The following is a 21814-nucleotide window of genomic DNA, read 5'->3' on the forward strand; positions in this document are numbered from 1 at the left end:
TATGCGCGTATTTACCCGAAGTTTTTTGTTGTTACTGATAATGTTGTCTCTGGCTTCCTGCAAGAGAGCGTTAAAGCCAGAGGAAATACCGGCACATATCGTCATTGGCGATACCTATTACACCCAGTTCGTGATTCGGTACGAAAAGGGCGTCCACCTGACCACCAATTTCCGCCGCGGTGCCGCCATTCCGGTCAATACGCCGGTAAAGTTGTTGGGCATTACCAGCAAGACCATCGAAGTCGAGGTGGATGACTCCAAACAAACATTATTGGTCAAGAATGTCGAGAAACATACCGGCGACGATGTTTTCGCGGCCTTTGACAAACTATTCGGGAAAAGAAAAATCAATCTGGCGAAATTTACTAGGCTGGAAAGGCAGCATATCAAGAGCGGTACGGTCGCCAAGGGCATGCGCAAGAATGCCGTGGTGGTCGCGATCGGCTATCCGCCTGTTACCGAGACGATGAATTTGGACAGCGATCTCTGGGTTTACTGGAGCGGCCGCTTCAATAAATTCAATGTCTATTTCAAAAATGGCAAGGTGAGTCGAATTGAGGATTGATGTGTTAAGCGGGACAGATCATGTTAGCGGTAGTTAAAAGCGTTCTTGTCACTTGTTTGTTTTTGGTCTATCCCTATCTGGTTTATCGGGGAATCGAAAGTGGCATGGCCTGGCTGGCACCGGCTGTTTTCTCCGGCATTTATTTGGTGCAGGCCTTAAAAGTGCGCAATGTCAAAACCAAGCTTTATAGAGCGACGGTCGCGATCGCTCTGTTACTCGGCGCCTATTATCTGCAAACGCTTACCGCCAAGGTTATGCCGGTTTTTATCCAACTGATGCTGATGTATTTCTTCGGCCGCACTTTGCTCAAGGACAAGGGGCCTTCCTTCATCGAAAGTTTCGTGCGCTTGGAGTTTCCCGAGTTTCCGCCCGGCGTCAGCGAATATTGCCGCCAGCTCACCATTTTGTGGACCGGTTTCTTCGCCTTCAATGCGGCGATGTGCATAGGGCTTGCGGTCTGGGGCACGGATTTCTGGTGGACTTTGTTCAATGGTGTGGTGATTTACTTACTGATTGGTTTGTTGATGATCGGAGAATATATTTATCGCCATTTCCGCTTTCCCGAGCTATGGATTCCCGATCCCGGCTCGACGATCAGAACGATGATCGTTAATGGCCGAAAAATCTGGCTCGATGTGCAGGGGCGCTGAATGAAATTGAACCGTTTTTCCATCTTAGCTTTATTATTTGCAACAATATTCGTAAACGGCGTTCGGGCCGATGATTCGTTATCGGCTTTGATGCAGAGAATGCGATCCGAACAGGCGGTCAGAATCGCTTATCAGGAGACCCGCACGCTGGCGCTTATGGATCAGCCCTGGCGGGGCAGTGGATATATGTATTCGCTGCCGCCCGATACGATGCTCAAAGAGCAGTTGCAGCCGGAACGGTTGTTGATGGCCATCGTCGGGGGCGACATGTATTATTACGATCCCGGTAACGATGTCCGGCATCAGGCGGCGCTGGACGAAGACAATCCGATGAGCTTGAATATCGCCGTGTTCAAGGCGCTAATGATGGCCGATCGTAAGTTGTTGGAAAGGATGTACGCGGTCGATTTTTCCGTGCAGCCGGAACAGTGGGTGTTGCGGCTGACCGCCAAGCATGAGCCCGATTCCGGTTTCGGCATAGAAATCTCGGGATTGCCGCAACAACAGCCCAAACGGATCGTGGTGGAACAGGCCGACGGCGACAGCAGCGTATTCGACTTGCGTAAGGACGCCGAAGGCGGCGAGGTGGCGGCCGATGCGGAACGGCTGTTACAGGAATTGCTCGATTCCGAACAATAACAATCAATGATCAATCAACCCCGCGGCGTAACGACTCAGCCGGTCGGAACGAGGCCGGCATGCGGCATCATAATAAAAAATGCGAACTTTAATCCCACGACTATTCAATTTGCCCGGACTGACTCGGCGGCATCTGTTGTTTTATTTGCTGCCGCCGCTATTGGCCGTCATTGCCTATATGGCGACGACGGTCAAAACCGATATTTCCGCCTTCATTCTCGCCGGCGATAATGCCGAGGAAATTCTGTTGGCCAGCGAAATGCAGTCCGGGGTATTGTCGCGGCGTTATTTGTTGTCGGTCGGCGCCAAGCAGCCAGGAGGCGTGCCGCAACAATTCGTCCGGCAATTGCGTGCCCGGTTGCAAGGCATCGACGGCGTGGCCGATGTCTGGTCGCCCAGCCAACAGCGCGACGTGGTGCAGGAATTGCTCAGCCTGTATAGCAAACATGCCGGCTCTCTTTATAGTCTCGAGCCCGAGAACGATTTAGCGAAGCTGTTCACCCCGCAAGGCCTGCAGGATCGGGCCGCATTGTTGAAGCAGGCGCTGTTGTCGCCGCAAGCGAGCATGGTCAAGACGATTGTCCGGCACGACCCTCTGTTATTGACGCTGGACGCCTTTAAGGAACAGGTCGGGACCTTGCAGCAGGCTGCCGACCCACAGGCGCAATATCAGAACCTGGTTCTGGAAACGACGATGTCGGGGCTGGAAGTGCCCGAGCAAAGCCGTATCCAGCAAGCGATCCAGGCAGAATTTGATGGGCTGGTACAAAATGAGGGGCAGCGTTTTCAGTTGGAAATGACCGGGGTGCCGATCTTCGCGGTCGCGACGCAGAACTTGATCAAAGGCGATATAGAAAAGGTCAGTGCGTTGTCCTCGATCGCGTTAATTGTGTTGTTTTTTCTGATTTTCCGTTCTTTCAACGCGTTGTTCCAGGTTTTTAGCCTGTTGCTGATCGTGATATTGAGTGCGATATTGGCCACACAAGCGACTTTTGGATATGTTCACGGCATGACCATCGCGTTAGGTTCGACCCTGGTCGGCATTTGTATCGATTACCCGATCCATGCCGTCGTCCACGCGCATACTGTGACTGCGGCGGAACGTTATGCCGTAGTCGCCCGGATCTGGCCCAGCATGGTGCTCGGCGGCTTGACCACCCTGATAGGTTATGTTGCGTTGGGTTCCTCCGGCTATCCTGGGTTCCAACAGATCGCCGTTTACGCCGCCACCGGTATCCTGCTGGCGCTGTTGCTGACCCGCTTTGTTTTGCCCGGTTTGGTCAAGACTCGGGAACAGCGACAATTGAACATCCCTTGCGTTGGACCTTGGGCCCGCTTTTGCCGGCGGCATCGGTTGGGCCTTTCGCTATTGTTGTTGGCGGGCTTGGGAGTGGCGCTATGGGGCGTGCAGTCGTTGCGTTGGTTGGAAGACATGCAGCAACTGACCCCGGAACTGAATTATCTGAAGGAAAACGATAAACGCATTCGCGCCCGCATGGTCAGCGTCGAGCCGGGACGTTTCATCATGGTGACCGGCGCCGATAATGAAACCGCCTTGCGTAAAACCGAGCAGGTTTATCGAACGTTGCAAGAGCTCAAACGGCAGGGCGGTTTGAGCGAATATTTCGGTTTGTATCCATGGCTCCTGTCCGTCGGCCAGCAGCTGCAAAACCGGCAATTGTTACAGCAATATTTGACCGAAGATAATTTGGCATTGTGGCGAGAAGCGCTGCGGCAACAGGGATTATCAGTGAAACTGCTGGGGCGCTTCGATTATCCGCAAACAGAGCCGTTAAAGCCGGAACAAGTTTTTGCGACACCAGCGAAACGTTTGTTGGACAGCCGCGTGATCGAGTCCGAAGGAAAAACGGTTGTCATGATCTGGATTGCCGATCACGATTACGACCTGGTCAAGGCGACCTTCGCCGGCTGGAGCGGCGTGCAGTATTTCAGCTATCGTGAGTTGCTAAACGGCATGCTCCAGGACTATACCGAAAAGGCGGAAATGTTGTTGCTGGCGGGATTGGCGTTGATCGTGGCGTTACTGATCGTGCGTTACCGGAGCGTGTTCAAGGCCTTGCAAACGCTAATGCCGGCGGTCATGGCGGCATTTTTCATCTTCGGCATCTGGGGCTTGAGCGGCGCGTTGATCAGTTTCCTGCATTTGGTCGGTTTTCTGTTGGCCGTGGCGATTTGTGTCGATTACGGGATTTTCTATCAGGAAAACCGCGGCGGCGATATCGCGTTGACCTATCAAGCCATGGCGGCCTCGATGTTGACCAGCGTGCTGGCTTTTGGTTGTCTGATTACGGCGGATAGCACTTCGTTGCGAACCCTTTCGGGCGTGGTCGCCTTCGGCGTGTTGCTGGGCTTCTTATTATGTCCGATCATTATTCGCCACACCCCTGAAAAATAATGCCGCTTTCAACAACGCCCATGGCCCATAAAGCCAATTCGGATTCAATTGCTAAGGTGGCGGTGATCGGCGGCGGGCCGGCCGGCTTGATGGCCGCGGAAGTATTGAGCCGTGCCGGCGTGCGGGTCGACCTGTATGAGGCGATGCCGTCGGTTGGGCGTAAATTCTTGATGGCGGGCAAGGGCGGCATGAATATTTCCCATTCCGAATCGTTCGAGCGTTTCGTCAACCGATATCGTGCCCGCCGGCAACATATCGAACCGCTGCTAAAAGTGTTCGGCCCTGAGAAGTTGCGGGTATGGGTGCATGGCTTGGGAATCGATACCTTTGTCGGCACCTCCGGGCGGGTGTTTCCAACCGACATGAAGGCGGCGCCGTTGCTTAGAGTTTGGCTGCACCGTTTGCGCGAGTCCGGCGTGCGAATCCATGTCCGCCATCGATGGCTGGGTTGGCACGAGGACGGTAAGCGGCTGCGCTTTGCCACGGCGAATGGCGAGACCGTCGTCTCCGCTTCGGTCGTGGTGATGGCTTTGGGAGGCGGGAGTTGGGCCAAATTGGGCTCGAACGGGGCTTGGGTGCCGCAGCTGAGGCGGCAGGGCATCGCGGTTGAGGAACTTGAACCTTGCAACTGTGGTTTCGAGGCGGCCTGGAGCGATCATTTTCGATCCACGCATGCCGGCCGGCCGCTGAAAAACGTGGCGATTGCCTTTACCGATTCGCGGGGGCGTTCTTTTCGCCAACGCGGAGAATTTATCCTCACCGTACACGGCGTGGAAGGGAGTCTGATTTATGCCTTGTCGGGGCCGCTACGCGATGAGATTGCGGTAACTGGCCATGCCGACATCGTCATCGATCTGGCGCCGGACCAGACTCTGTCGTCCCTGATTAACAAGTTGTCCCGGCCGCACGGCAAAAATTCGCTGTCCAATTTTTTACGTAAACGGGTCGGGCTTAAGGGCGTCAAAGCGGCTTTGTTCCGGGAATTGGCGGGTAAGGACTGCTTGGCAGCCCCTGATTCCTTGGCGATCTCGATCAAATCCTTGCCGATGCGCTTGATTGCGACTAGGCCACTGGATGAGGCGATCAGCAGTGCCGGCGGCGTAGCGTTCAAGGAATTGAACGAGCATCTGATGTTGCGTTCGCTGCCGGGCGTGTTTTGCGTCGGCGAAATGCTCGATTGGGAGGCGCCTACCGGCGGTTATTTGTTGACCGCCTGCTTTGCCAGCGGCTTTGTGGCCGGGCGTGGGGCATTGCGCTGGCTCAAGAGCAGGGGCTGGACGTTGGAAAAGCGCGTGGATGGTGGATAAAGATTAAAATATGTCCGGCGATCACTTTGAGGGTGGTCGACACTTCGCGACCACCTAACGTCTGGCTTGCTGTTGAAGAGTTTATTTTAGTTTGTCTGGGTATAAACGCGGTTTATTTCGGTCTGATCGATTCGTAAAGCTTGAGCGCTTTGTTCATTTCTTCGGTCGCGCCTTGTTTGTCCCCTTGTTTCACTTTGATTTGCGCCTGAATGATGGTTGCGGTGGCCTTATTGATGATTTTAGGGTCGCCCGTAATTTTCTCGGATTCCGCGCGCGCCGCTTTCAAATGTTCGCTGGGCGGGACAAAATCGTTATGCATGATTTCGACCTTGGCCTTTTCCAGGTGCATGATCGCTTCATTCGGACTATGAAACGAACCTTTAGCGGTATCTTTCGCATGAGCGGTAATACCTACCGAGCCTAAAGCGAACGCCAGTAAGAACATTAACACCGTTTTTTTATTGATGGTCATGATAAACCCCCTTGTTGTCATTATCGGGTGGTGAAGGAAAAGTGTTTGAAAACAAACACTTTGCAGAATAACGACGTGCTCGTTACGGTCTACGATGCGTTGCGGAAAAGGTTAGAAGTTTCAGCGAACCTAGCACGTTTCACCAGGCTTTGCAATAGCTAAATTAGGCAAGCAAGCTTGCTCGGGATTTAAACCGGTGCGGGATGTTGTTGGGCCCGGTTTGTCTAACGGGCGGCAGTGGGCTGTGGGCAGCCTTCCATTTGAAAAATGAAATAGCCTTGTTGCTTGATAGTGTCTATGACATAGGCCGGCGCTTGCTGGCTATGACAAAACCGGCATTCCTCGCTCGAGACCACGGCGTCTGTTTGGCCGACCGAAGCAAGCCATTGTTTGGCGTATTGAATCGCTTTTTCGCCGTCTTTTTCGGCCATGAATACATCAAAATGCATGATATGTTGGTCGCTTGCTTTAACATAAGTGTCATAAACATGGATTTCCATCATAGTCTCCTTTTATCTGCGCCATGGTTAATTAAGTGTATACCATGGCAATTGTCGGTAAAACCTTTCCGTCATGAAATAAATTTAATTGAAAAGAAAGGGGAAGGGTTACAGCGAGGACAGGGCCATCAACTTTTTCATCAAGGCCGCCTGATTGTGTACACCCATTTTCTGCATGGAACGTTTCAGGTGATTGCGCACCGTTTCCTGGGAGCGGCAGGTGCTGGCGGCAACGTCGGGAATGGATGGGTTTTGCATGAAATGCAGCGCGCAAATGGCTTCGCATTTGGACAATGTATAAATTTCCATTAATCGCTCAATGGCCGAGTTGCTGTCCTTGTCATGCGTAAAGGCAAGAATAATTCCTTCTTTGTGGCATTCCCAATGATAGAGGTTTTCCAGGGAGTCGATCGGAATCAGGGTGATTTGGCAAGAAAGGCATTGATTGCGAAAGGAAACTTTATCCTGCTTAGCGGCGATCAAATGCAATAGGCGTTGTTCGGTGGCCGGATTGTTTACGGCGAATTTGTCGCCGCTGATATTGACGCAATCCATGGAATTGATAATGCGGCTATCGACGGGGTCGACAAAGAGAATGTTCAAATCACGGTCGACGATGAGATAGGCGTCGAAGCGCGAGCCTAGGTAATGGAATAGCTGACTGTTGATTTTATGGCGTTTTTCGGCATGAATGGAATCTTCCAACGTTGGCAATAAAGTTTGCAGCGTTTTGACGCCATGGCGTTGCTCTTGTTTGCTGAAACGCTTGTCCCGGTTAATCAGCAGGCTTAAGGCATGGCGGTGATTACAGGGAACCGAGATGCCGAAACGGTGGGTCAGATTCTCGTTAGCCAACGGGTTATTCATGATTTCTTCCCGATAATTGGGCCCGAGTGCCTGGTTACAATAAGCTTGCCGGGGATTTTTACTGATGAAATGATTGAAAACATCGAGCTTATTTAGACGGCTCTCGTATTGTCGACGGTAGTCGTACGATAGATTGAAACTATAGAGAAAACGGGTGTTTTCCCGCTCCACTAAATCGGTCACCAACATGAATCCGGAGTGGCAGTCGAGAAGCCGGGTCAGCAAGGCAAGAAATTGTTGCCACAATATCGGATTGCCGGGCGCGTGAGCCAGAAGGGAATTCGGGGTGATCGGTTCGTAAACTTGGTCCATTTTTCCCGCCTTTTTAATTATTATTGTTTGCAAGGGTTAGTCAGGAAAGGCCTACTAGTAGGTATTTCCGGGAGTGCATGGATGCACGGTAAAAATCGAGTACTGTCAGTGACCGATTTTATAGGACCAGGGAAATCGTATTTTCCTTGGTCCGACGCTGGAAACCCTGAACGGATTTAGGCAGCGCTCTCCTAAATAATAGCCACAATTCATTAGACATCAACAACAAGTCATCAGTTGCAAGTTGGGGTTGAGCTTATCGAGGTAAGATAACCTCCAACCACAATAACTAAGTTGAATAATCCTCATGCCGTATTTTTGCAACCTTGTCCGTAAATCGGGGAAGGTGTTTCGGAGAACGCTGTTTTTAATAATGACCCATTTGGGTCAGGACAAGGTTCGCAAAATCCAGTAGCCTTAGGTTGAGTTTAGCGCTTTTGGCTCGAAGATAAAACATTGTTTTTATAAGGGGTATGTGATTTTTAGGCGTTCTATGCCGTTTTCACCGATAACTCTTCATCTCCGGCAAAAAATTGCGCTTATCCGGTAATAACCATTCGGCTCGGCTTGCGAAAAACTTCTTTGGCATCAACGTTAATGAGTTTTGGCGTTAAGTTTATGAGCTCGACCATGCGATGCGCGAAATATGGGAGAGACAACATGATTCAGCCAATAAAAGGTCTACCCGTGATCGTTACGGGAACATTGCTGTTACTGCTGGCGGGATTCAGCAGTAATAGCATGGCTTTGTTCGAACAAAACAAACCTTGTGATCAGCGCGGAGTCGGTAAGGTGTTGGATGAAGCGAAATGCGTCGGCAGAACGGTGCAGAGCTTTCCTGCCGCCGATGAGGATTATTATCGCGAGATGGATTACGGCATTACCAAAGATCCGCAAGCGGTGGCCAAGGCGCTAGAGCCTTATGTGCCGGGGATCTCCCCCGAAGATGCGGTCAAGGCGGCGGTGATCGGGCGTAACAACTGGATCGCCTGGAGCGCCGGCAACGATCGCTTGTGGAACAAACTTGGCTATGAAAGCCGTGGCAATCTGGATTTTCTGAAGACGTTGTCCAGCCACCCCAGTTTGAAATTCAATCGGCATAACCGGTGGCGTTACTTGGGGCTGGTGAATGAGCCTTGCTTCAAGCAAGCCTCCGGTCCGAACAAGGACAGGTACGGTTTATGGTTGGATGTGCGTAAGAAGAATTGTCCCAAGGACCCTTTCGAAAACGAGGAAAAATATCCCGGCGTCAAGATTGGCGCCCGAGGCAAGAATATTCCCGTAGGCTCCTTCTATGGATACGCCTCCGGCATCGTCGGTTTGAGGTTGTTTCCCAATCCCGACTTCGATGAAGAGGCGGAAAAACGCTGGGACCCCGAGCGCTTCTATACCGATCCCAGTTATTACAATGACAAGAATCTGGTCAGGCCCTACCGGGTCGGAATGTCCTGCGGCTTCTGCCATGTCGGGCCCAACCCGGCCAATCCGCCCAAAGACCCGGAAAATCCGGAATGGGCCAACCTGAATTCCAATCCTGGGGCGCAATATTTCTGGATAGACCGCATTTTCACCTGGACCGCCGACCCGTCCGATTATCCTTATCAGCTGTTCCATACCTCGCGTCCCGGGGCGCTCGATACGTCGCTGGTTTCCTCAGACTATATCAATAACCCCCGGACTATGAATGCGGTTTACAATCTCGGTGCCCGCCTGGCGATCGCGAAAAGATTCGGCGAGGAAAAGCTTTCCGGCGGCAGCCTCGATAACAAACAGCTGAATGAGTATGTCGGCGCAGACAGTCCATTGAGCGACTATTATAAAGCGCCTGATACCGTCTGGACGCCACGCGTGCTCAAGGATGGGGCCGACTCGGTGGGCGCCCTGGGAGCCTTGAACCGGGTATTCATCAACATCGGCCTGTTCAGCGAAGAATGGCTGGAGCATTTCAATCCGTTGATCGGCGGTAAGAAAATTACGCCGATTCCGATCAAGACCGCGCGCAAAAACTCCATCTATTGGCAGGTCAACGAATCGCAGACGCCCAACCTGGCCTTGTTTTTTCTGGCCAGCGCCAAACCCGATTATCTGAAAAACGCGCCGGGCGGCGGAAAATATCTGAGCGAGGATGCGGAGACGTTGGCCAAGGGCAAGGATGTGTTTGCCGAGCGTTGCGCCCGCTGCCACTCCAGTAAACTGCCGGAAAAGGCCTTTTCCTTCTTCCCGGACGGTTGTGTCGGCAAGAATTATCTCAGTTGCTGGAATGGTTATTGGAGTTGGAGCAAAACGGAGGATTTCAAGAAGGCGATGAAACGGATCGTCAAGCAGGACGATTTTCTCGAGGATAATTTCCTCTCCACCGAATTGAGGATTCCGGTGACCTTGCTGGAAACCCAGGCGTGCAGTCCGCTGGCGACCAACGCGATCAGGGACAATATCTGGGATAACTTCTCTTCCGAGTCGTATAAAAACCTGCCGTCGGTCGGCAAATACACGGTGCATCATCCGCTGACCGGCGAGCCCCGGGAATTCGACATGCCGGCGGGCGGCCTCGGTTATACCCGGCCAGCTTCGTTGGTCAGCTTGTGGTCCACCGCGCCGTTCCTGCTCAATAACTCGGTGGGCGATTTCAATCCCAGTCCATCGGTGGATGCGCGTATGCAATCCTTCAAGGATTCGATCACGAAAATGCTGTGGCCGGAGAAACGTAAGGGCAACGTCCAGTATCAAACCGCTTCCGGCAAAATGCTGCCCGGCTGGGTCGATCGCACCACTGCGACCAGCTATTTGCGAGTTCCGTCAGGTTATGTTCCCGAATTGCTGGAAAAGGTGGTCGATAAAATCAGTGGCGGCAGCCTGGTCGGCGAACGGGGTATAGAGCTGGGGCCGATTCCCAAAGGCACGCCGGTTAATTTGCTTAGCGGCATCGACCTGGACCGGCGCGACGGTATCATCGACCGAATCAAGCACAAGGCGCAATTGTTGACGTTGTTGCTGAAAATCAAAAAAGACCTGAAATCCTTGCCCAAAGACGCCACCGACGAACAGGCGGCCGAAGCGTTTGCCGACCTAGTCGATCCGTTGGTCAAGGCCAGCAAATGCCCCGATTACATCGTCAATCGCGGACATTATTTCGGCACCGATTATTTGAAGGACCAGGATGAGCCGGGACTCAGTGACGAAGAAAAAATGGCGTTGATCGCTTTCCTGAAAACCATGTAAGGCGATAAACCAAATCTAATAATCGATCGAGCCGGCCTAAGGAGAATGAAGATGAGCGGATATAAGCAAGCAGATTTCGAATATATTGTGGTCGGATCGGGTGCCGGCGGTGGCACCGTCGCAGCCAGGCTGGCGGAACAAGGACACAAGGTTTTGGTGTTGGAGGCCGGGGGCGATCCTCATTTCATGGAAGGGGGCGATCCGCCTTATCCGAACGAAAACCGTTTGCCCGGTGACTACGATGTGCCGGTGTTTCATACCTTCGCGTCGGAAAACGAGGCGATGAAATGGGATTTCTTTGTGCGCCACTATGGCGATGAAGCATTACAGGCGAAAGACCCCAAATATACCAAGGAGGAAGGCGGCGTGCTTTATCCCCGTTCCGGTTGTTTGGGCGGTTGTACCGCGCATAACGCGATGATCACCGTGTATCCCCATAACGACGACTGGAATGAATTGGCCAGGATCACCGGCGACGCATCTTGGAAAGCCGATAACATGCGCAAGTATTTCGAACGCATGGAAAACTGCAAGCATCGTCCGCTGGATCGTCTTAAATCCTTGTTGGGATTCAATCCCAGCCGGCACGGCTGGCGGGGCTGGTTTCAAACCGAAAAAGCCATTCCCAAGGCGGCATTGCGCGACAAGCCCCTGCTGGAAGCCATCAAGGATTCGGTTAAACAGGAATTCGCCAAACTGCCCAAACCGTTGAAACGCATCGAATGGCAGTTGGAGGGGCTGGCCGATCCCAACGACTGGCGCCTGGTGCAGGAAAACGCGGTGGGCTTGCGTTATCCGCCGCTGGCGACCAAGAATCATGCCCGGCATGGTACGCGCGAGCGACTGTTGGTCACCTATCAGAAACATCCCGAGCAGATCAAGATCGAATTGAACGCGCTGGTGACGCGAATAATCCTCGATGATGACAATCGCGCAGTCGGTGTTGAATACCAGAAAGGAGAAAAGTTATATCGAGCGCATGCTATTCCGAGCAATGAGCCTGGCGAACCCAAAACAGCTTATGCTTCCCGCGAAGTGATTTTGGCCGGCGGAGCCTACAACACGCCGCAATTGCTGATGCTGTCGGGTATCGGCCCGCAAGAGGAACTGCAAAAACATAATATCGAGGTGAGACTGGATTTGCCCGGCGTCGGCAGCAATCTGCAGGACCGTTACGAGGTCGGCGTCGTCAATCGGATGAATTTCAAGAGTTGGGAAGTGCTGGACGGCGCCAAATACGCCAAGGGCGATCCTCAATACGAGGAATGGGAAAGCAAACGCAGCGGCGTTTATACCACCAATGGCGCGGTTCTGGCGGTGATCAAGCGATCGCTGCCGGAACGACCGCTGCCCGATTTGTTTTGTTTCGCCTTGCTAGGCAAGTTCAAGGGTTATTTCCCCAACTATTCGACACTGATCAAGGAGCATCTCAATTATCTGACCTGGGCGGTGCTGAAGGCCCACACCAATAATCGCGCGGGGGTCGTCCGCTTAAAATCCAGCGACCCCAGAGACCGCCCCTATATCAATTTCCGCTATTTCGAGGAAGGCAGCGACGACAACGGCGAAGACCTCGAGTCGGTGGTCGAGGGCATCAAGTTCGTGCGCAGCCTGACCGCGCCGTTGAAGGCCGATGGCTTGATCGCCGAGGAGGAATTGCCCGGCGAGCAATTGCAAAGCGATGACGAGCTGCGTGATTTTGTCAAATACCATGCCTGGGGCCACCATGCCTCCTGTAGCTGTCCGATCGGCGCCGACGACGATCCGATGGCGGTGTTAGACGGCGATTTCCGGGTACGGGGGATAAAAGGGTTGCGGGTCGTCGATGCCTCGGTATTTCCCCGTATTCCCGGCTTCTTCATCGTATCCTCGATCTACATGATCGCCGAAAAAGCCGCCGATGTGATCAGCCGGGATGCTCACGGTTATTGATCTCGAGCCCGCCGGACACGAAACTAATGGAGAACCGCATGGATCATTTGAGTCGTGACGAGAGGATAGACCCGGTTGCTCCGGGCAAGGCCGATGAGCCGAACAGGCGCCGTCTGTCCATCGAGCAAGCCAGTATAAAATTACTGGCCGCGGAAGCCAAATACATTAACGCCTGGCGGCACAAGAACGGACGCTCAGGCGAAGGAGATAAGCCGGAACATATCAATGGTCTGGCCTTGTCCGGCGGCGGTATTCGTTCGGCCACATTCGCCCTGGGGGTAATGCAGGCCTTAGCGCATCATAACCTGCTGAAGAAATTCGACTATCTATCCAGCGTTTCCGGCGGCGGTTATACCGGTTCGGCATTGAGTTGGTTTCTCAGCGCCAAAGCCAATGCGGAACGTTCCGACGGCGGCGAACCTTTCAACGCAGACAAAAGCAATTTTCCGTTCGGCAGCGATTCGCCCGATCCTCATGAAGCATTTGCCGATAACCCCAAGCAACGTGCCATTTTGAATTATTTGCGCGACCACGGGCATTACCTTAATCCTGGGGCCGGAATCAATATTTTTGCCCTGCTTGGCGTGGTATTGCGCGGCACTTTGCTCAATTTGATAGTCTGGCTGCCGCTGGCGACCCTGCTGTTGGTTGCGGGGTTTTGGTTGCCGCAGCGGATCGCCTTGTTCAGGACCTTTGCCGATGATCCGTTGCTCGGAAAATTGCTCGGCGCCATTCCTAATGGCGCTTATCAATGGGACGAGGCGTTGTTGGGCTATGAATTTCTGTTGCGCCTGGTTATTTTGATTATCGGTTCCTTATTATTAGGTATCGTCATCTATTCGATAATCACTTGGTTGCGCCGCAGCCAAATGTGCGGCAAAGTCGGAGGTTTTTGCTGGTACGGGGTACGGCGGATGGCGGAACAGGCGACCTCGGTAGCGTTGCCGTTCACCCTAGTGATCCTGATTATTGGTTTGCTGCCGGCGGTCACATCCTATGTCGTGGCGATTGGCCCTTTGGCGCTGATCATAGGGATCGCCATGCATTTGCGTGATTTTTTTAGCCAGTTGTCCGCTGGCGAAAAGAAGCCTCTGGGGATTATCGTTCCAATCGCGGCAGCATTGGTGTTGTACGGTTTTTTCGCCCTGGCCTTTCAATTGGGATTTAGTCTGTGGCAAAGCACGCCATCCGTTTTTTCCGTCTGGATCGTCATTTTGCTGGCTGTCTCGGTGGTGACCGGTATATTCGCCAACTTGAATTATATTTCCGTCAACCGTTATTACCGCGATCGGTTGATGGAGAATTTCATGCCGGATATCGATAACGCGCTGGCCAATAAAACCGACATGGCGAAGGGAGCCGACGAGGCGTATTTGTGCTGTTTTAACGATCCGGGCAATCCTAACTCGCCTTATCATCTGATTAATGCCAATGTCGTATTGGCCGACTCCAAAAATCCGACCTACAAGGTGCGCGGCGGAGACAATTTCTTACTGTCGCCGTTTTATTGCGGCAGTAACGCCACCGGTTGGTGTCCCACCCATCACTATATGGAAGGTCGGATGACGTTGGCGACGGCCTTCGCGATTTCCGGCGCGGCGATCAACCCCAATGCCGCCGTTGGCGGGGAAGGCGTGACCCGCAACAAGATCCTGTCGCTAGTCATGACGTTGTTGAATCTGCGCCTGGGTTATTGGGCGCACAATCCCTGTAAGCCGCCTTTCAACCATATCGCCAACCATTTCAATCCCAGCGCCTTGTACGCATTGGGCAGCGCCTTCAACATCAAGGGCTTTACCGAAAACGAAGCATTTATCGAATTAAGCGACGGCGGCCATTTCGAGAATATGGCCGTGTATGAGCTGGTTCGGCGGAAGGCCAGCCTGATTTTGGTCAGCGATGGTGGCCAGGATGTTGAATTCAGTTTTTCCGATTTTCAAACCACGATCAGGCGTATCGAGACGGATTTCGGCGCCCGGGTTGATTTTCATGACGATGATTACGGGCCCGACAACGTTCTTCCTGTGCCTCCTCCTGGCGCCGAGTATCCGTCCGGCGCCAAATTTTCGGAGCGAGGCTTTATGACCGGAACTATCCACTACGCGGATGGCAGCGAAGGGAGGCTGGTTTATTTGAAATCGACCATGATCAGGCAAGCCAGTTTCAAGGTTAAAGGCTATAAGGCGCAGGAGCCGGATTTTCCGGACCAAAGCACCGCCGACCAGTTTTTCGACGATGTGCAGTTCGAGGCATACCGAGAACTGGGCTTTACAATTGCCGACAGCATGCTCAATGATCCGAAATTGAATTTTGCGGCGTTGTTGCATTAGTCATCGCTGCTGCACGATGCGTTTGACGGGCATACTCTGCAGGCTATTCGGGGCCGATTTAACGTCAAATAGCGACGACTGCAGGTTGCGTAAAAAGCGAAAGCGGTCCTTCGTATCGCTTTTCGGTTTTACTTTCCAGTTTCGAGAATATCCCCGCTAAACGATCGATTTCACCGCTTTAACGATATTTTCGGCGGTGATGCCGAATACTTCGAATAATTGCTGGGCGGGGGCGGATTCACCGAAGCGGTCGATGCCGACGACTTTCCCTTGCAGGCCGACATAATGCCCCCAGAATTTGCTGATGCCGGCTTCGACCGCCACTCGCGCGGTGACATTGGAAGGCAGAATGCGTTCCTGGTAGGCCGCATCTTGCTCATCGAAGACCGTGGTGCTGGGCATCGAGACGACGCGAACCGGAATGCGGCGGCGTCCCAACATGGCGGCGGCTTCCATTGCGACTGCGACTTCCGAACCGGTGGCGATGATGATGGCCTTCGCCGGCTTAGTGGGCTCTTTCAGGATATAGGCGCCGCGTTTGATGTCGGCGAGCTGTTGCTTGCTCCTTTTCTGATGCGGCAAGGGTTGTCTTGAAAAAATCAACGCCGTTGGGCCGTCATGCCGTGCTATCGCGGCTTGCCAGGCCGCTGTAGATTCCACCGCATCGCAGGGACGCCAAACCATCATATTCGGAACCATGCGCAAGGTAGCGGTTTGTTCGATCGGTTGATGAGTCGGGCCGTCTTCGCCCAGACCGATGGAATCGTGGGTGAAGACATGGATGACTCGGAGTTTCATCAGCGCCGACATGCGGATGGCATTGCGGGCATATTCGGAAAACATCAGAAAGGTGGCGCCGTAAGGAATGAAACCGCCATAGGCCGCAATACCGTTCATGATTGCGGCCATGCCGAATTCGCGCACGCCGTAGTAGATGTAATTGCCGGAATGATCGTCCAAATTTACATCTTTACAACCTTCCCACAGGGTCAGGTTGGAGCCGGCCAAGTCGGCAGAACCGCCAATTAGCTCGGGCAGTAGGGGGCCGAAGGCATTCAGGCAGTTTTGCGACGCCTTGCGGCTGGCGATGTTTTCGCCCTTGTCGTTGACAGTATGCAGATACTGCTCGGATTGTTCTGGCCATGCATCGGGCAGTCTGCCTTGTAACCTGCGTTCGAATTCATCGGCCAGTTCCGGATAGGCATTGCGGTAGGTCATATAGCGTTGCTGCCATTCTTGTTCTGCCTGGGTGCCTTTTTCACGAGCATCCCAGGCTTGGCGGATATCCTCCGGAATTTCGAATGCCGGGTGCGGCCAGTCCAATACTTTTTTCGCCAGGGCGATTTCCTCATCCCCCAGCGGCGCGCCGTGACAGGCTTCGAGTCCTTGTTTATTCGGGGAGCCGTAGCCGATAGTGGTGCGGCAAATAATGAGGGAAGGTTTGTCTTCGACCGATTTTGCCTCGGCTATGGCGGCGCGGATGGCCTCCGGGTTGTGGCCGTCGACTCTGGCGATGACATGCCAGTTGTAAGCGTCGAAACGCTTTACGGTATTGTCGGTGAACCAGCCCCTGATTTCGCCGTCGATGGAGATGCCGTTGGCATCGTAAAAGGCGATCAGTTTGCCTAATCCCATGGTGCCGGCCAGGGAACACGCTTCGTGCGAGACGCCTTCCATCAAGCAACCGTCGCCTAGGAAAGCGTAAGTGTAATGACTGATGATGGTATGGTCGGGGCGATTGAATTGGGCGCCCAGCGTTCTTTCCGCCAAGGCCATGCCGACGGCATTACTGATGCCTTGGCCTAATGGCCCCGTGGTGGTTTCGACGCCTGGCGTGTAGCCATATTCGGGGTGGCCCGGCGTTTTTGAGTGAAGTTGCCTGAAGTTTTTCAGGTCGTCGATGCTGACATCATAGCCGCTCAAATGCAGCAGGGAGTAGAGCAGCATCGACCCGTGGCCATTGGAGAGCACGAAACGGTCGCGATTGGGCCAGGCTGGATTGCTCGGATTATGCCTGAAAAAATCGTTCCATAAAACTTCCGCGATATCGGCCATGCCCATAGGCGCTCCCGGATGGCCTGAATTGGCTTTTTGTACGGCATCCATGGTCAAAGCGCGAATCGCATTGGCAAGATCACGACGTGTAGGCATGATTATCTCCCTGGTGGTTTCAATCGATATGTCGGTTATTATAACCACAACCGTGTGGAAACACGGAATGGAGTGTTTACCGATAGGAAACGGATATAAAAAAACCCCGTAATCAGAAGTCTGAATACGGGGCTGGGTATCGACTATGTTGCTGTGTTGAGCAGCAACCAGGCAGGGTTAAGGCGTCAGGCCTTCGCCTACGGTAACTACTTTCAACGCATTGGTGCCGCCCGACTGGCCGGTCAGGTCGCCTTTGGTGATAATGAAACGATCGCCTTGTTTGGCTTGGCCGCGTTCCTTCAGTTTGTTGATGATATCGCGGTTCACTTCGGCGTGGTCGGCCGATTCAAATTCGAATGGAATCGGGAAAACGCCGCGGTATAGCGTAACCTTGCCCAGCGTCTCTTCATGACTGCTGAAGGCGAAGATCGGAATGCCCGAGCGAATACGAGACATCCACAGCGGAGTCGAACCGGACTCGGTTAGCGCGGCAATGCCGGCGATGCGAGTATGGTTGGCCAAGTACATGGTCGACATCGCGATGGCCTCGTCGACCCGTTCGAACTCTTCCGAAACGCGGTGTGTCGAGGTTGTGACGCTGGGTTGTTTCTCCGTTTCCTGACAAATGCGAACCATGGCCTCGACGACTTTGACCGGATATTTTCCGGAAGCGGTTTCGGCCGATAGCATGATCGCATCGGTGCCGTCGACGATGGCATTGGCCACGTCGAAGACCTCAGCGCGAGTCGGAATCGGATTCTCGATCATCGATTCCATCATTTGCGTAGCGGTGATGACGGCTCTTTTCAGTTCCCTGGATCGTTTGATCAGGTACTTTTGCGCTTCGGGCAATCTGGCATCGCCGATTTCCACGCCGAGGTCGCCGCGAGCGACCATGATGGCGTCGGAAGCCAAAATGATCTCATCGATAACCTCCATCGCTTCGGCGCGTTCCACTTTGGCGACGATGCCGGCATAACAGCCTTCCGCTTCCAAAAGGCGGCGAGCTTCGTGAAGATCTTCGCCACAACGAGGAAAGGAGACCGCGACATAATCGGCGTTAATCTTGCCGATAGTCTTGATGTCTTCTTTGTCCTTGTCTGTCAATGCGGCGGCGGAAAGTCCGCCGCCCATTAGATTGATACCCTTGTTATTAGACAGGTCGCCACCGACTACGACGGTACAATCGACTCGTTTGCCATCGGTTTTAACTACATCCATGACCACGCGGCCGTCATCCAACAACAGGCGGCTGCCCGGTTTGACTTCCTCGGCCAGAGGTTCATAGGTGATGCCGACTTGAGTGTTGTCACCATCGCTTTCGCCCAGATTGATATCCAATGCAAAAGGTTGGCCTTCTTCCAGCCAGACTTTGGTGTCCTTGAAGCGGGCGATACGGATTTTAGGGCCTTGCAGGTCGCACAGAATACCGACGCGGCGGCCGGTTTTCTGGCTAAGTTCACGGACCATTTTGGCTCTGTTGATGTGATCCTGGGCGGAACCATGCGAAAAGTTCATGCGAACAACGTCCAGACCGGCTTTGAACAAACCTTCCAAAACGCCTGGTTTATCGGTCGCCGGCCCCAATGTGGCCAGGATTTTTGTTCTTCGTAGCATAGATTATTTAAGATTTATTTTGCGTTAACTAATGCAACCGTGGTGTCCAGCATACGGTTGGAGAAGCCCCACTCATTGTCATACCAGGATAATACCTTGATGAAATTGCCGTTGATCACTTTAGTCAACGATTTGTCATAAGTGGAGGAAGCTGGGTTGTGGTTGAAATCGATGGAAACCAACGGTTTCGCATTGATATCCAAAATACCTTTCAGAGGGCCCTCGGAAGCAGCGGTCAAGATATCGTCGATTTCTTCCTTGCTGGTCGCGCGGCTGGCGGTGAAAGTTAGATCGACGACGGAAACGTTGATGGTGGGGACGCGGATCGCGAAACCATCCAGTTTGCCCGCCATCTCCGGCAATACTAAACCAACGGCAGCCGCTGCGCCGGTTTTGGTCGGAATCATCGATTGTGTGGCGGAACGGGCGCGACGCAGATCCTTATGGAATACGTCGGTCAATACTTGGTCGTTGGTGTAGGAGTGAATGGTCGTCATCAGGCCTTGTTCGATACCGACGGTGTCGATCAATGGTTTGACCAAAGGCGCCAGACAGTTGGTGGTGCATGAAGCGTTGGAAATGACCGTGTCGGATGCTTTCAATGTTTCATGGTTAACGCCGTAAACGATGGTTGCGTCGACATCGTTACCGCCAGGCGCGGAAATGATCACTTTTTTCGCGCCCGCTTCGAGGTGGGCGGAAGCCTTGGCTTTACTGGCGAAAAAACCGGTACACTCATGTACAACTTCGACGCCCAGTTCGGCCCAAGGCAGTTTTGCCGGATCTCTTTCCGCCAAAACTTTGATTTTGTCGCCGTTGATAACCAGATAGTCTCCTTCGACACTGACTTCACCCGGGAATTTGCCGTGCGCGGAATCATATTGAGTCAAGTGGGCATTGGTTTCCGCATCGCCGAGGTCATTAATTGCAACGATTTGGATTTCATCGGTGCGGCCTGATTCGTACAATGCACGTACTACGTTACGTCCGATACGGCCATAGCCGTTGATTGCAACTTTAATTGCCATAAAATGTTCTCCGGAGTGAAAGTGAAATGCTTAAAAGAAATGTGCCGAAAGGCACTCTAAAAATCGCTTTACTATAGCAAAGTTACGCTATAGTCGTCTATAAGGACAGCGTGTTAAACGCTAGTGAACAGTTGCGATTATAAGACAAACTGATAGCATGGAAAAACATAATGAACAGTTTTGGAATGGTACTGAGAGGATATATGAAACGGCGTGATTTTTTATCGAAAGTTGGTTCCGGGTCGTTGATGGCGGGTGCGGCATTGACCATACCCAAAGCGGCCGAGGCAGCTGAATTCAAGTGGAAGATGGTGACGGCCTGGCCAAAAAACTTTCCTGGGTTGGGGACGAATGCCAATTTGTTGGCCAAAATGATTACCGAGATGAGTGGCGGCCGTATCAAAGTGAAGGTTTACGGCGCCAGGGAGCTGGTCCCGGCTTTCGAGGTGTTCGATGCCGTATCCAAGGGAACGGCCGAGATGGGGCATGCCGGAGCCTATTATTGGAAAGGGAAATCCGAAGCCACGCAGTTCTTTTCCGCCGTACCGTTCGGTCTGACTGCGCAGGAAATGAACGCCTGGTTGTATTACGGCGGCGGTATGGAGTTGTGGCGCGAATTATATAAGCCGTTCGGTATTATTCCGGCCGCAACCGGGAACTCAGGGGTGCAAATGGCTGGCTGGTTCAATCGCGAAATCAAAACGGTCGATGACTTGAAAGGACTGAAAATGCGTATTCCCGGTCTGGGCGGCGAAGTCTTGCGCAGGGCCGGCGGGACCACGGTAAACATGCCGGGCGGTGAGTTGTTCACCTCGTTACAGTCCGGCGCGCTCGATGCCACCGAATGGGTCGGACCCTACAATGATTTGGCCTTTGGTTTTTATAAGGTTGCCAAGTATTATTATTATCCGGGCTGGCACGAGCCGGGTTCGACGATGGAAGCCTTGATCAATGAAAAAGCCTTCAATGCGTTGCCCAAGGATTTGCAGCAAATCGTGTTGGTGGCTTGCAAGGCGGCCAATATGGACATGATTTCCGAATATACCGCGCGTAACAACCAAGCGCTGGATACCTTGATCAATAAGCATAAAGTCAAGGTGCTGCCGCTACCGGATGAGGTGTTGAAGGCCTTACGCCAGATATCGGAAGAGGTCGTTCGTGAGCTGGCGGACAAAGATCCGCAGGCGAAAAAAATCTATGATTCGGTGATGCAATTTCGTAAACAAGTGGCGCAATGGGGGGATGTGTCGGAACAGGCGTTTCTGAAAGCCAGAGCTTTATAATGGTTGGTTCAAGGAGGTATTCCTCCTGAATCCATTGGTTCCTAAGTGGGGAGCTATATTTGCACGGTGTGATTAGCCAGCTTGATACATTCGAACATCAACTTGTCGACGCAGTGCTCGGAATGGTTGCCGGCGAATTGTAGGCCGCATTCGTATTGTTCTCTGATGTGCTTGATCAGGCCGTGAATGGAGATCGGAATGCCGGATTGCGGCATCGTGATCTCAATCTTGATTTCGCCATGGTCTATGTCCACGTGCAACGGTTTATTGAGACGAATTTTGATCCCGTTGTAGCTCATATCGACGACTTCGCCTTCCAGCACGATTTCCTTTTCGGCCGGAGGGTCGATTTTGATGCTGGCAAGTAGACCTTGCGGCTGAAATCTCGGGTATTTGCGTTTTTCTGGCTCCATGGAGGCTCCCTTGATTCGACGGCACGAATGAGTATAGGCGGGAATACTGCCGCCGGTAAAGTTAAATTGTCGCGCGAGTTCGGTTTTATCGGGTTACAAGGTGGCGTTGAACG

16 protein-coding genes are annotated in these 21814 nt (G+C 52.9%); 9 read left to right on the forward strand and 7 right to left on the reverse strand.

The features are described 5' to 3' along the window. The first annotated feature begins 1 nt into the window (after position 1). From EP25_RS0115405 to EP25_RS0115425, 5 genes are all read left to right on the forward strand, one after another. The gene (locus EP25_RS0115405; protein WP_031434721.1) at positions 2 to 565 is read left to right on the forward strand and encodes a hypothetical protein; all 564 of its coding nucleotides are present in this window, start codon (positions 2 to 4) and stop codon (positions 563 to 565) included. 20 nt (positions 566 to 585) lie between these two features. Continuing rightward, entirely contained in the window at positions 586 to 1215 is a 630-nt protein-coding gene (locus EP25_RS0115410; protein WP_031434722.1) for a COG4648 family protein, read from the forward strand. Continuing rightward, positions 1216 to 1854: a LolA family protein gene (locus EP25_RS0115415; RefSeq protein ID WP_031434723.1), complete on the forward strand. Its 639-nt coding sequence runs from the start codon at positions 1216 to 1218 to the stop codon at positions 1852 to 1854. 79 nt (positions 1855 to 1933) lie between these two features. Next, positions 1934 to 4270 (forward strand): MMPL family transporter, encoded by a 2337-nt coding sequence (locus EP25_RS0115420; protein WP_084191059.1) that lies wholly within the window; start codon positions 1934 to 1936, stop codon positions 4268 to 4270. Continuing rightward, entirely contained in the window at positions 4270 to 5577 is a 1308-nt protein-coding gene (locus EP25_RS0115425) for a TIGR03862 family flavoprotein (RefSeq protein WP_200875043.1), read from the forward strand. Before EP25_RS0115420 ends, EP25_RS0115425 begins: the two co-directional genes overlap by 1 nt. Positions 5578 to 5689: 112 nt before the next feature. Here the strand turns inward: EP25_RS0115425 and EP25_RS0115430 are convergent, their stop codons facing one another. The 3 genes from EP25_RS0115430 to EP25_RS0115440 form a co-directional block, all read right to left on the reverse strand. After that, the gene (locus EP25_RS0115430) at positions 5690 to 6049 is read right to left on the reverse strand and encodes a hypothetical protein (protein WP_031434726.1); all 360 of its coding nucleotides are present in this window, start codon (positions 6047 to 6049) and stop codon (positions 5690 to 5692) included. A gap of 224 nt (positions 6050 to 6273) precedes the next feature. After that, the gene (locus EP25_RS0115435; protein WP_031434727.1) at positions 6274 to 6549 is read right to left on the reverse strand and encodes a DUF2024 family protein; all 276 of its coding nucleotides are present in this window, start codon (positions 6547 to 6549) and stop codon (positions 6274 to 6276) included. A 108-nt stretch (positions 6550 to 6657) separates the two neighbouring features. Then, positions 6658 to 7728, reverse strand: coding sequence for a helix-turn-helix transcriptional regulator (locus EP25_RS0115440; RefSeq protein WP_031434728.1), 1071 nt, complete (start codon positions 7726 to 7728; stop codon positions 6658 to 6660). A 660-nt stretch (positions 7729 to 8388) separates the two neighbouring features. Between EP25_RS0115440 and EP25_RS0115450 the strand changes: the two genes are divergently transcribed. The 3 genes from EP25_RS0115450 to EP25_RS0115460 are packed head-to-tail and all read left to right on the forward strand — an operon-like array spanning position 8389 to position 15209. Next, entirely contained in the window at positions 8389 to 10947 is a 2559-nt protein-coding gene (locus EP25_RS0115450; RefSeq protein WP_152555662.1) for a hypothetical protein, read from the forward strand. 51 nt (positions 10948 to 10998) lie between these two features. Further along, positions 10999 to 12879, forward strand: coding sequence for a GMC family oxidoreductase (locus EP25_RS0115455; protein ID WP_031434730.1), 1881 nt, complete (start codon positions 10999 to 11001; stop codon positions 12877 to 12879). A 38-nt stretch (positions 12880 to 12917) separates the two neighbouring features. Further along, a complete protein-coding gene (locus EP25_RS0115460) occupies positions 12918 to 15209 on the forward strand; it encodes a patatin-like phospholipase family protein (RefSeq protein ID WP_152555663.1) in 2292 nt (763 codons plus the stop codon). 156 nt (positions 15210 to 15365) lie between these two features. On the opposite strand, the gene tkt is transcribed toward EP25_RS0115460, so the two are convergent. The 3 genes from tkt to gap all read right to left on the reverse strand — a co-directional run bounded on the left by tkt (position 15366) and on the right by gap (position 20005). Then, a complete protein-coding gene (gene tkt, locus EP25_RS0115465) occupies positions 15366 to 17360 on the reverse strand; it encodes a transketolase (RefSeq protein WP_031434732.1) in 1995 nt (664 codons plus the stop codon). A 177-nt stretch (positions 17361 to 17537) separates the two neighbouring features. Beyond that, positions 17538 to 18977 carry a pyruvate kinase gene (gene pyk, locus EP25_RS0115470; protein ID WP_031434733.1) on the reverse strand — a complete coding sequence of 480 codons (1440 nt, stop codon included), beginning with the start codon at positions 18975 to 18977 and terminating at the stop codon, positions 17538 to 17540. Between the two features lie 14 nt (positions 18978 to 18991). Next, positions 18992 to 20005 (reverse strand): type I glyceraldehyde-3-phosphate dehydrogenase, encoded by a 1014-nt coding sequence (gap, locus tag EP25_RS0115475; protein WP_031434734.1) that lies wholly within the window; start codon positions 20003 to 20005, stop codon positions 18992 to 18994. Between the two features lie 170 nt (positions 20006 to 20175). Here gap and EP25_RS0115480 point away from each other — a divergent pair, with 170 nt between their 5' ends. Beyond that, positions 20176 to 21288 (forward strand): TRAP transporter substrate-binding protein, encoded by a 1113-nt coding sequence (locus EP25_RS0115480; RefSeq protein ID WP_235185920.1) that lies wholly within the window; start codon positions 20176 to 20178, stop codon positions 21286 to 21288. A gap of 53 nt (positions 21289 to 21341) precedes the next feature. Here the strand turns inward: EP25_RS0115480 and EP25_RS0115485 are convergent, their stop codons facing one another. Continuing rightward, on the reverse strand, positions 21342 to 21701 hold the full coding sequence (locus tag EP25_RS0115485; RefSeq protein ID WP_031434736.1) for a PilZ domain-containing protein: 360 nt from the start codon (positions 21699 to 21701) through the stop codon (positions 21342 to 21344). Between the last annotated feature and the right edge of the window lie 113 nt (positions 21702 to 21814).

It is taken from the genome of Methylomarinum vadi, assembly GCF_000733935.1.
Taxonomy (GTDB): Bacteria; Pseudomonadota; Gammaproteobacteria; order Methylococcales; family Methylomonadaceae; genus Methylomarinum; species Methylomarinum vadi.

Excerpts from the sequence above, each read along its gene's own strand:
- EP25_RS0115405 (WP_031434721.1), top strand. The coding sequence starts at position 2 with ATGCGCGTATTTACCCGAAGTTTTTTGTTGTTACTGATAATGTTGTCT.
- EP25_RS0115410 (WP_031434722.1), top strand. The coding sequence starts at position 586 with ATGTTAGCGGTAGTTAAAAGCGTTCTTGTCACTTGTTTGTTTTTGGTC.
- EP25_RS0115415 (WP_031434723.1), top strand. The coding sequence starts at position 1,216 with ATGAAATTGAACCGTTTTTCCATCTTAGCTTTATTATTTGCAACAATA.
- EP25_RS0115420 (WP_084191059.1), top strand. The coding sequence starts at position 1,934 with ATGCGAACTTTAATCCCACGACTATTCAATTTGCCCGGACTGACTCGG.
- EP25_RS0115425 (WP_200875043.1), top strand. The coding sequence starts at position 4,270 with ATGCCGCTTTCAACAACGCCCATGGCCCATAAAGCCAATTCGGATTCA.
- EP25_RS0115430 (WP_031434726.1), bottom strand. The coding sequence starts at position 6,049 with ATGACCATCAATAAAAAAACGGTGTTAATGTTCTTACTGGCGTTCGCT.
- EP25_RS0115435 (WP_031434727.1), bottom strand. The coding sequence starts at position 6,549 with ATGGAAATCCATGTTTATGACACTTATGTTAAAGCAAGCGACCAACAT.
- EP25_RS0115440 (WP_031434728.1), bottom strand. The coding sequence starts at position 7,728 with ATGGACCAAGTTTACGAACCGATCACCCCGAATTCCCTTCTGGCTCAC.
- EP25_RS0115450 (WP_152555662.1), top strand. The coding sequence starts at position 8,389 with ATGATTCAGCCAATAAAAGGTCTACCCGTGATCGTTACGGGAACATTG.
- EP25_RS0115455 (WP_031434730.1), top strand. The coding sequence starts at position 10,999 with ATGAGCGGATATAAGCAAGCAGATTTCGAATATATTGTGGTCGGATCG.
- EP25_RS0115460 (WP_152555663.1), top strand. The coding sequence starts at position 12,918 with ATGGATCATTTGAGTCGTGACGAGAGGATAGACCCGGTTGCTCCGGGC.
- tkt (WP_031434732.1), bottom strand. The coding sequence starts at position 17,360 with ATGCCTACACGTCGTGATCTTGCCAATGCGATTCGCGCTTTGACCATG.
- pyk (WP_031434733.1), bottom strand. The coding sequence starts at position 18,977 with ATGCTACGAAGAACAAAAATCCTGGCCACATTGGGGCCGGCGACCGAT.
- gap (WP_031434734.1), bottom strand. The coding sequence starts at position 20,005 with ATGGCAATTAAAGTTGCAATCAACGGCTATGGCCGTATCGGACGTAAC.
- EP25_RS0115480 (WP_235185920.1), top strand. The coding sequence starts at position 20,176 with ATGAACAGTTTTGGAATGGTACTGAGAGGATATATGAAACGGCGTGAT.
- EP25_RS0115485 (WP_031434736.1), bottom strand. The coding sequence starts at position 21,701 with ATGGAGCCAGAAAAACGCAAATACCCGAGATTTCAGCCGCAAGGTCTA.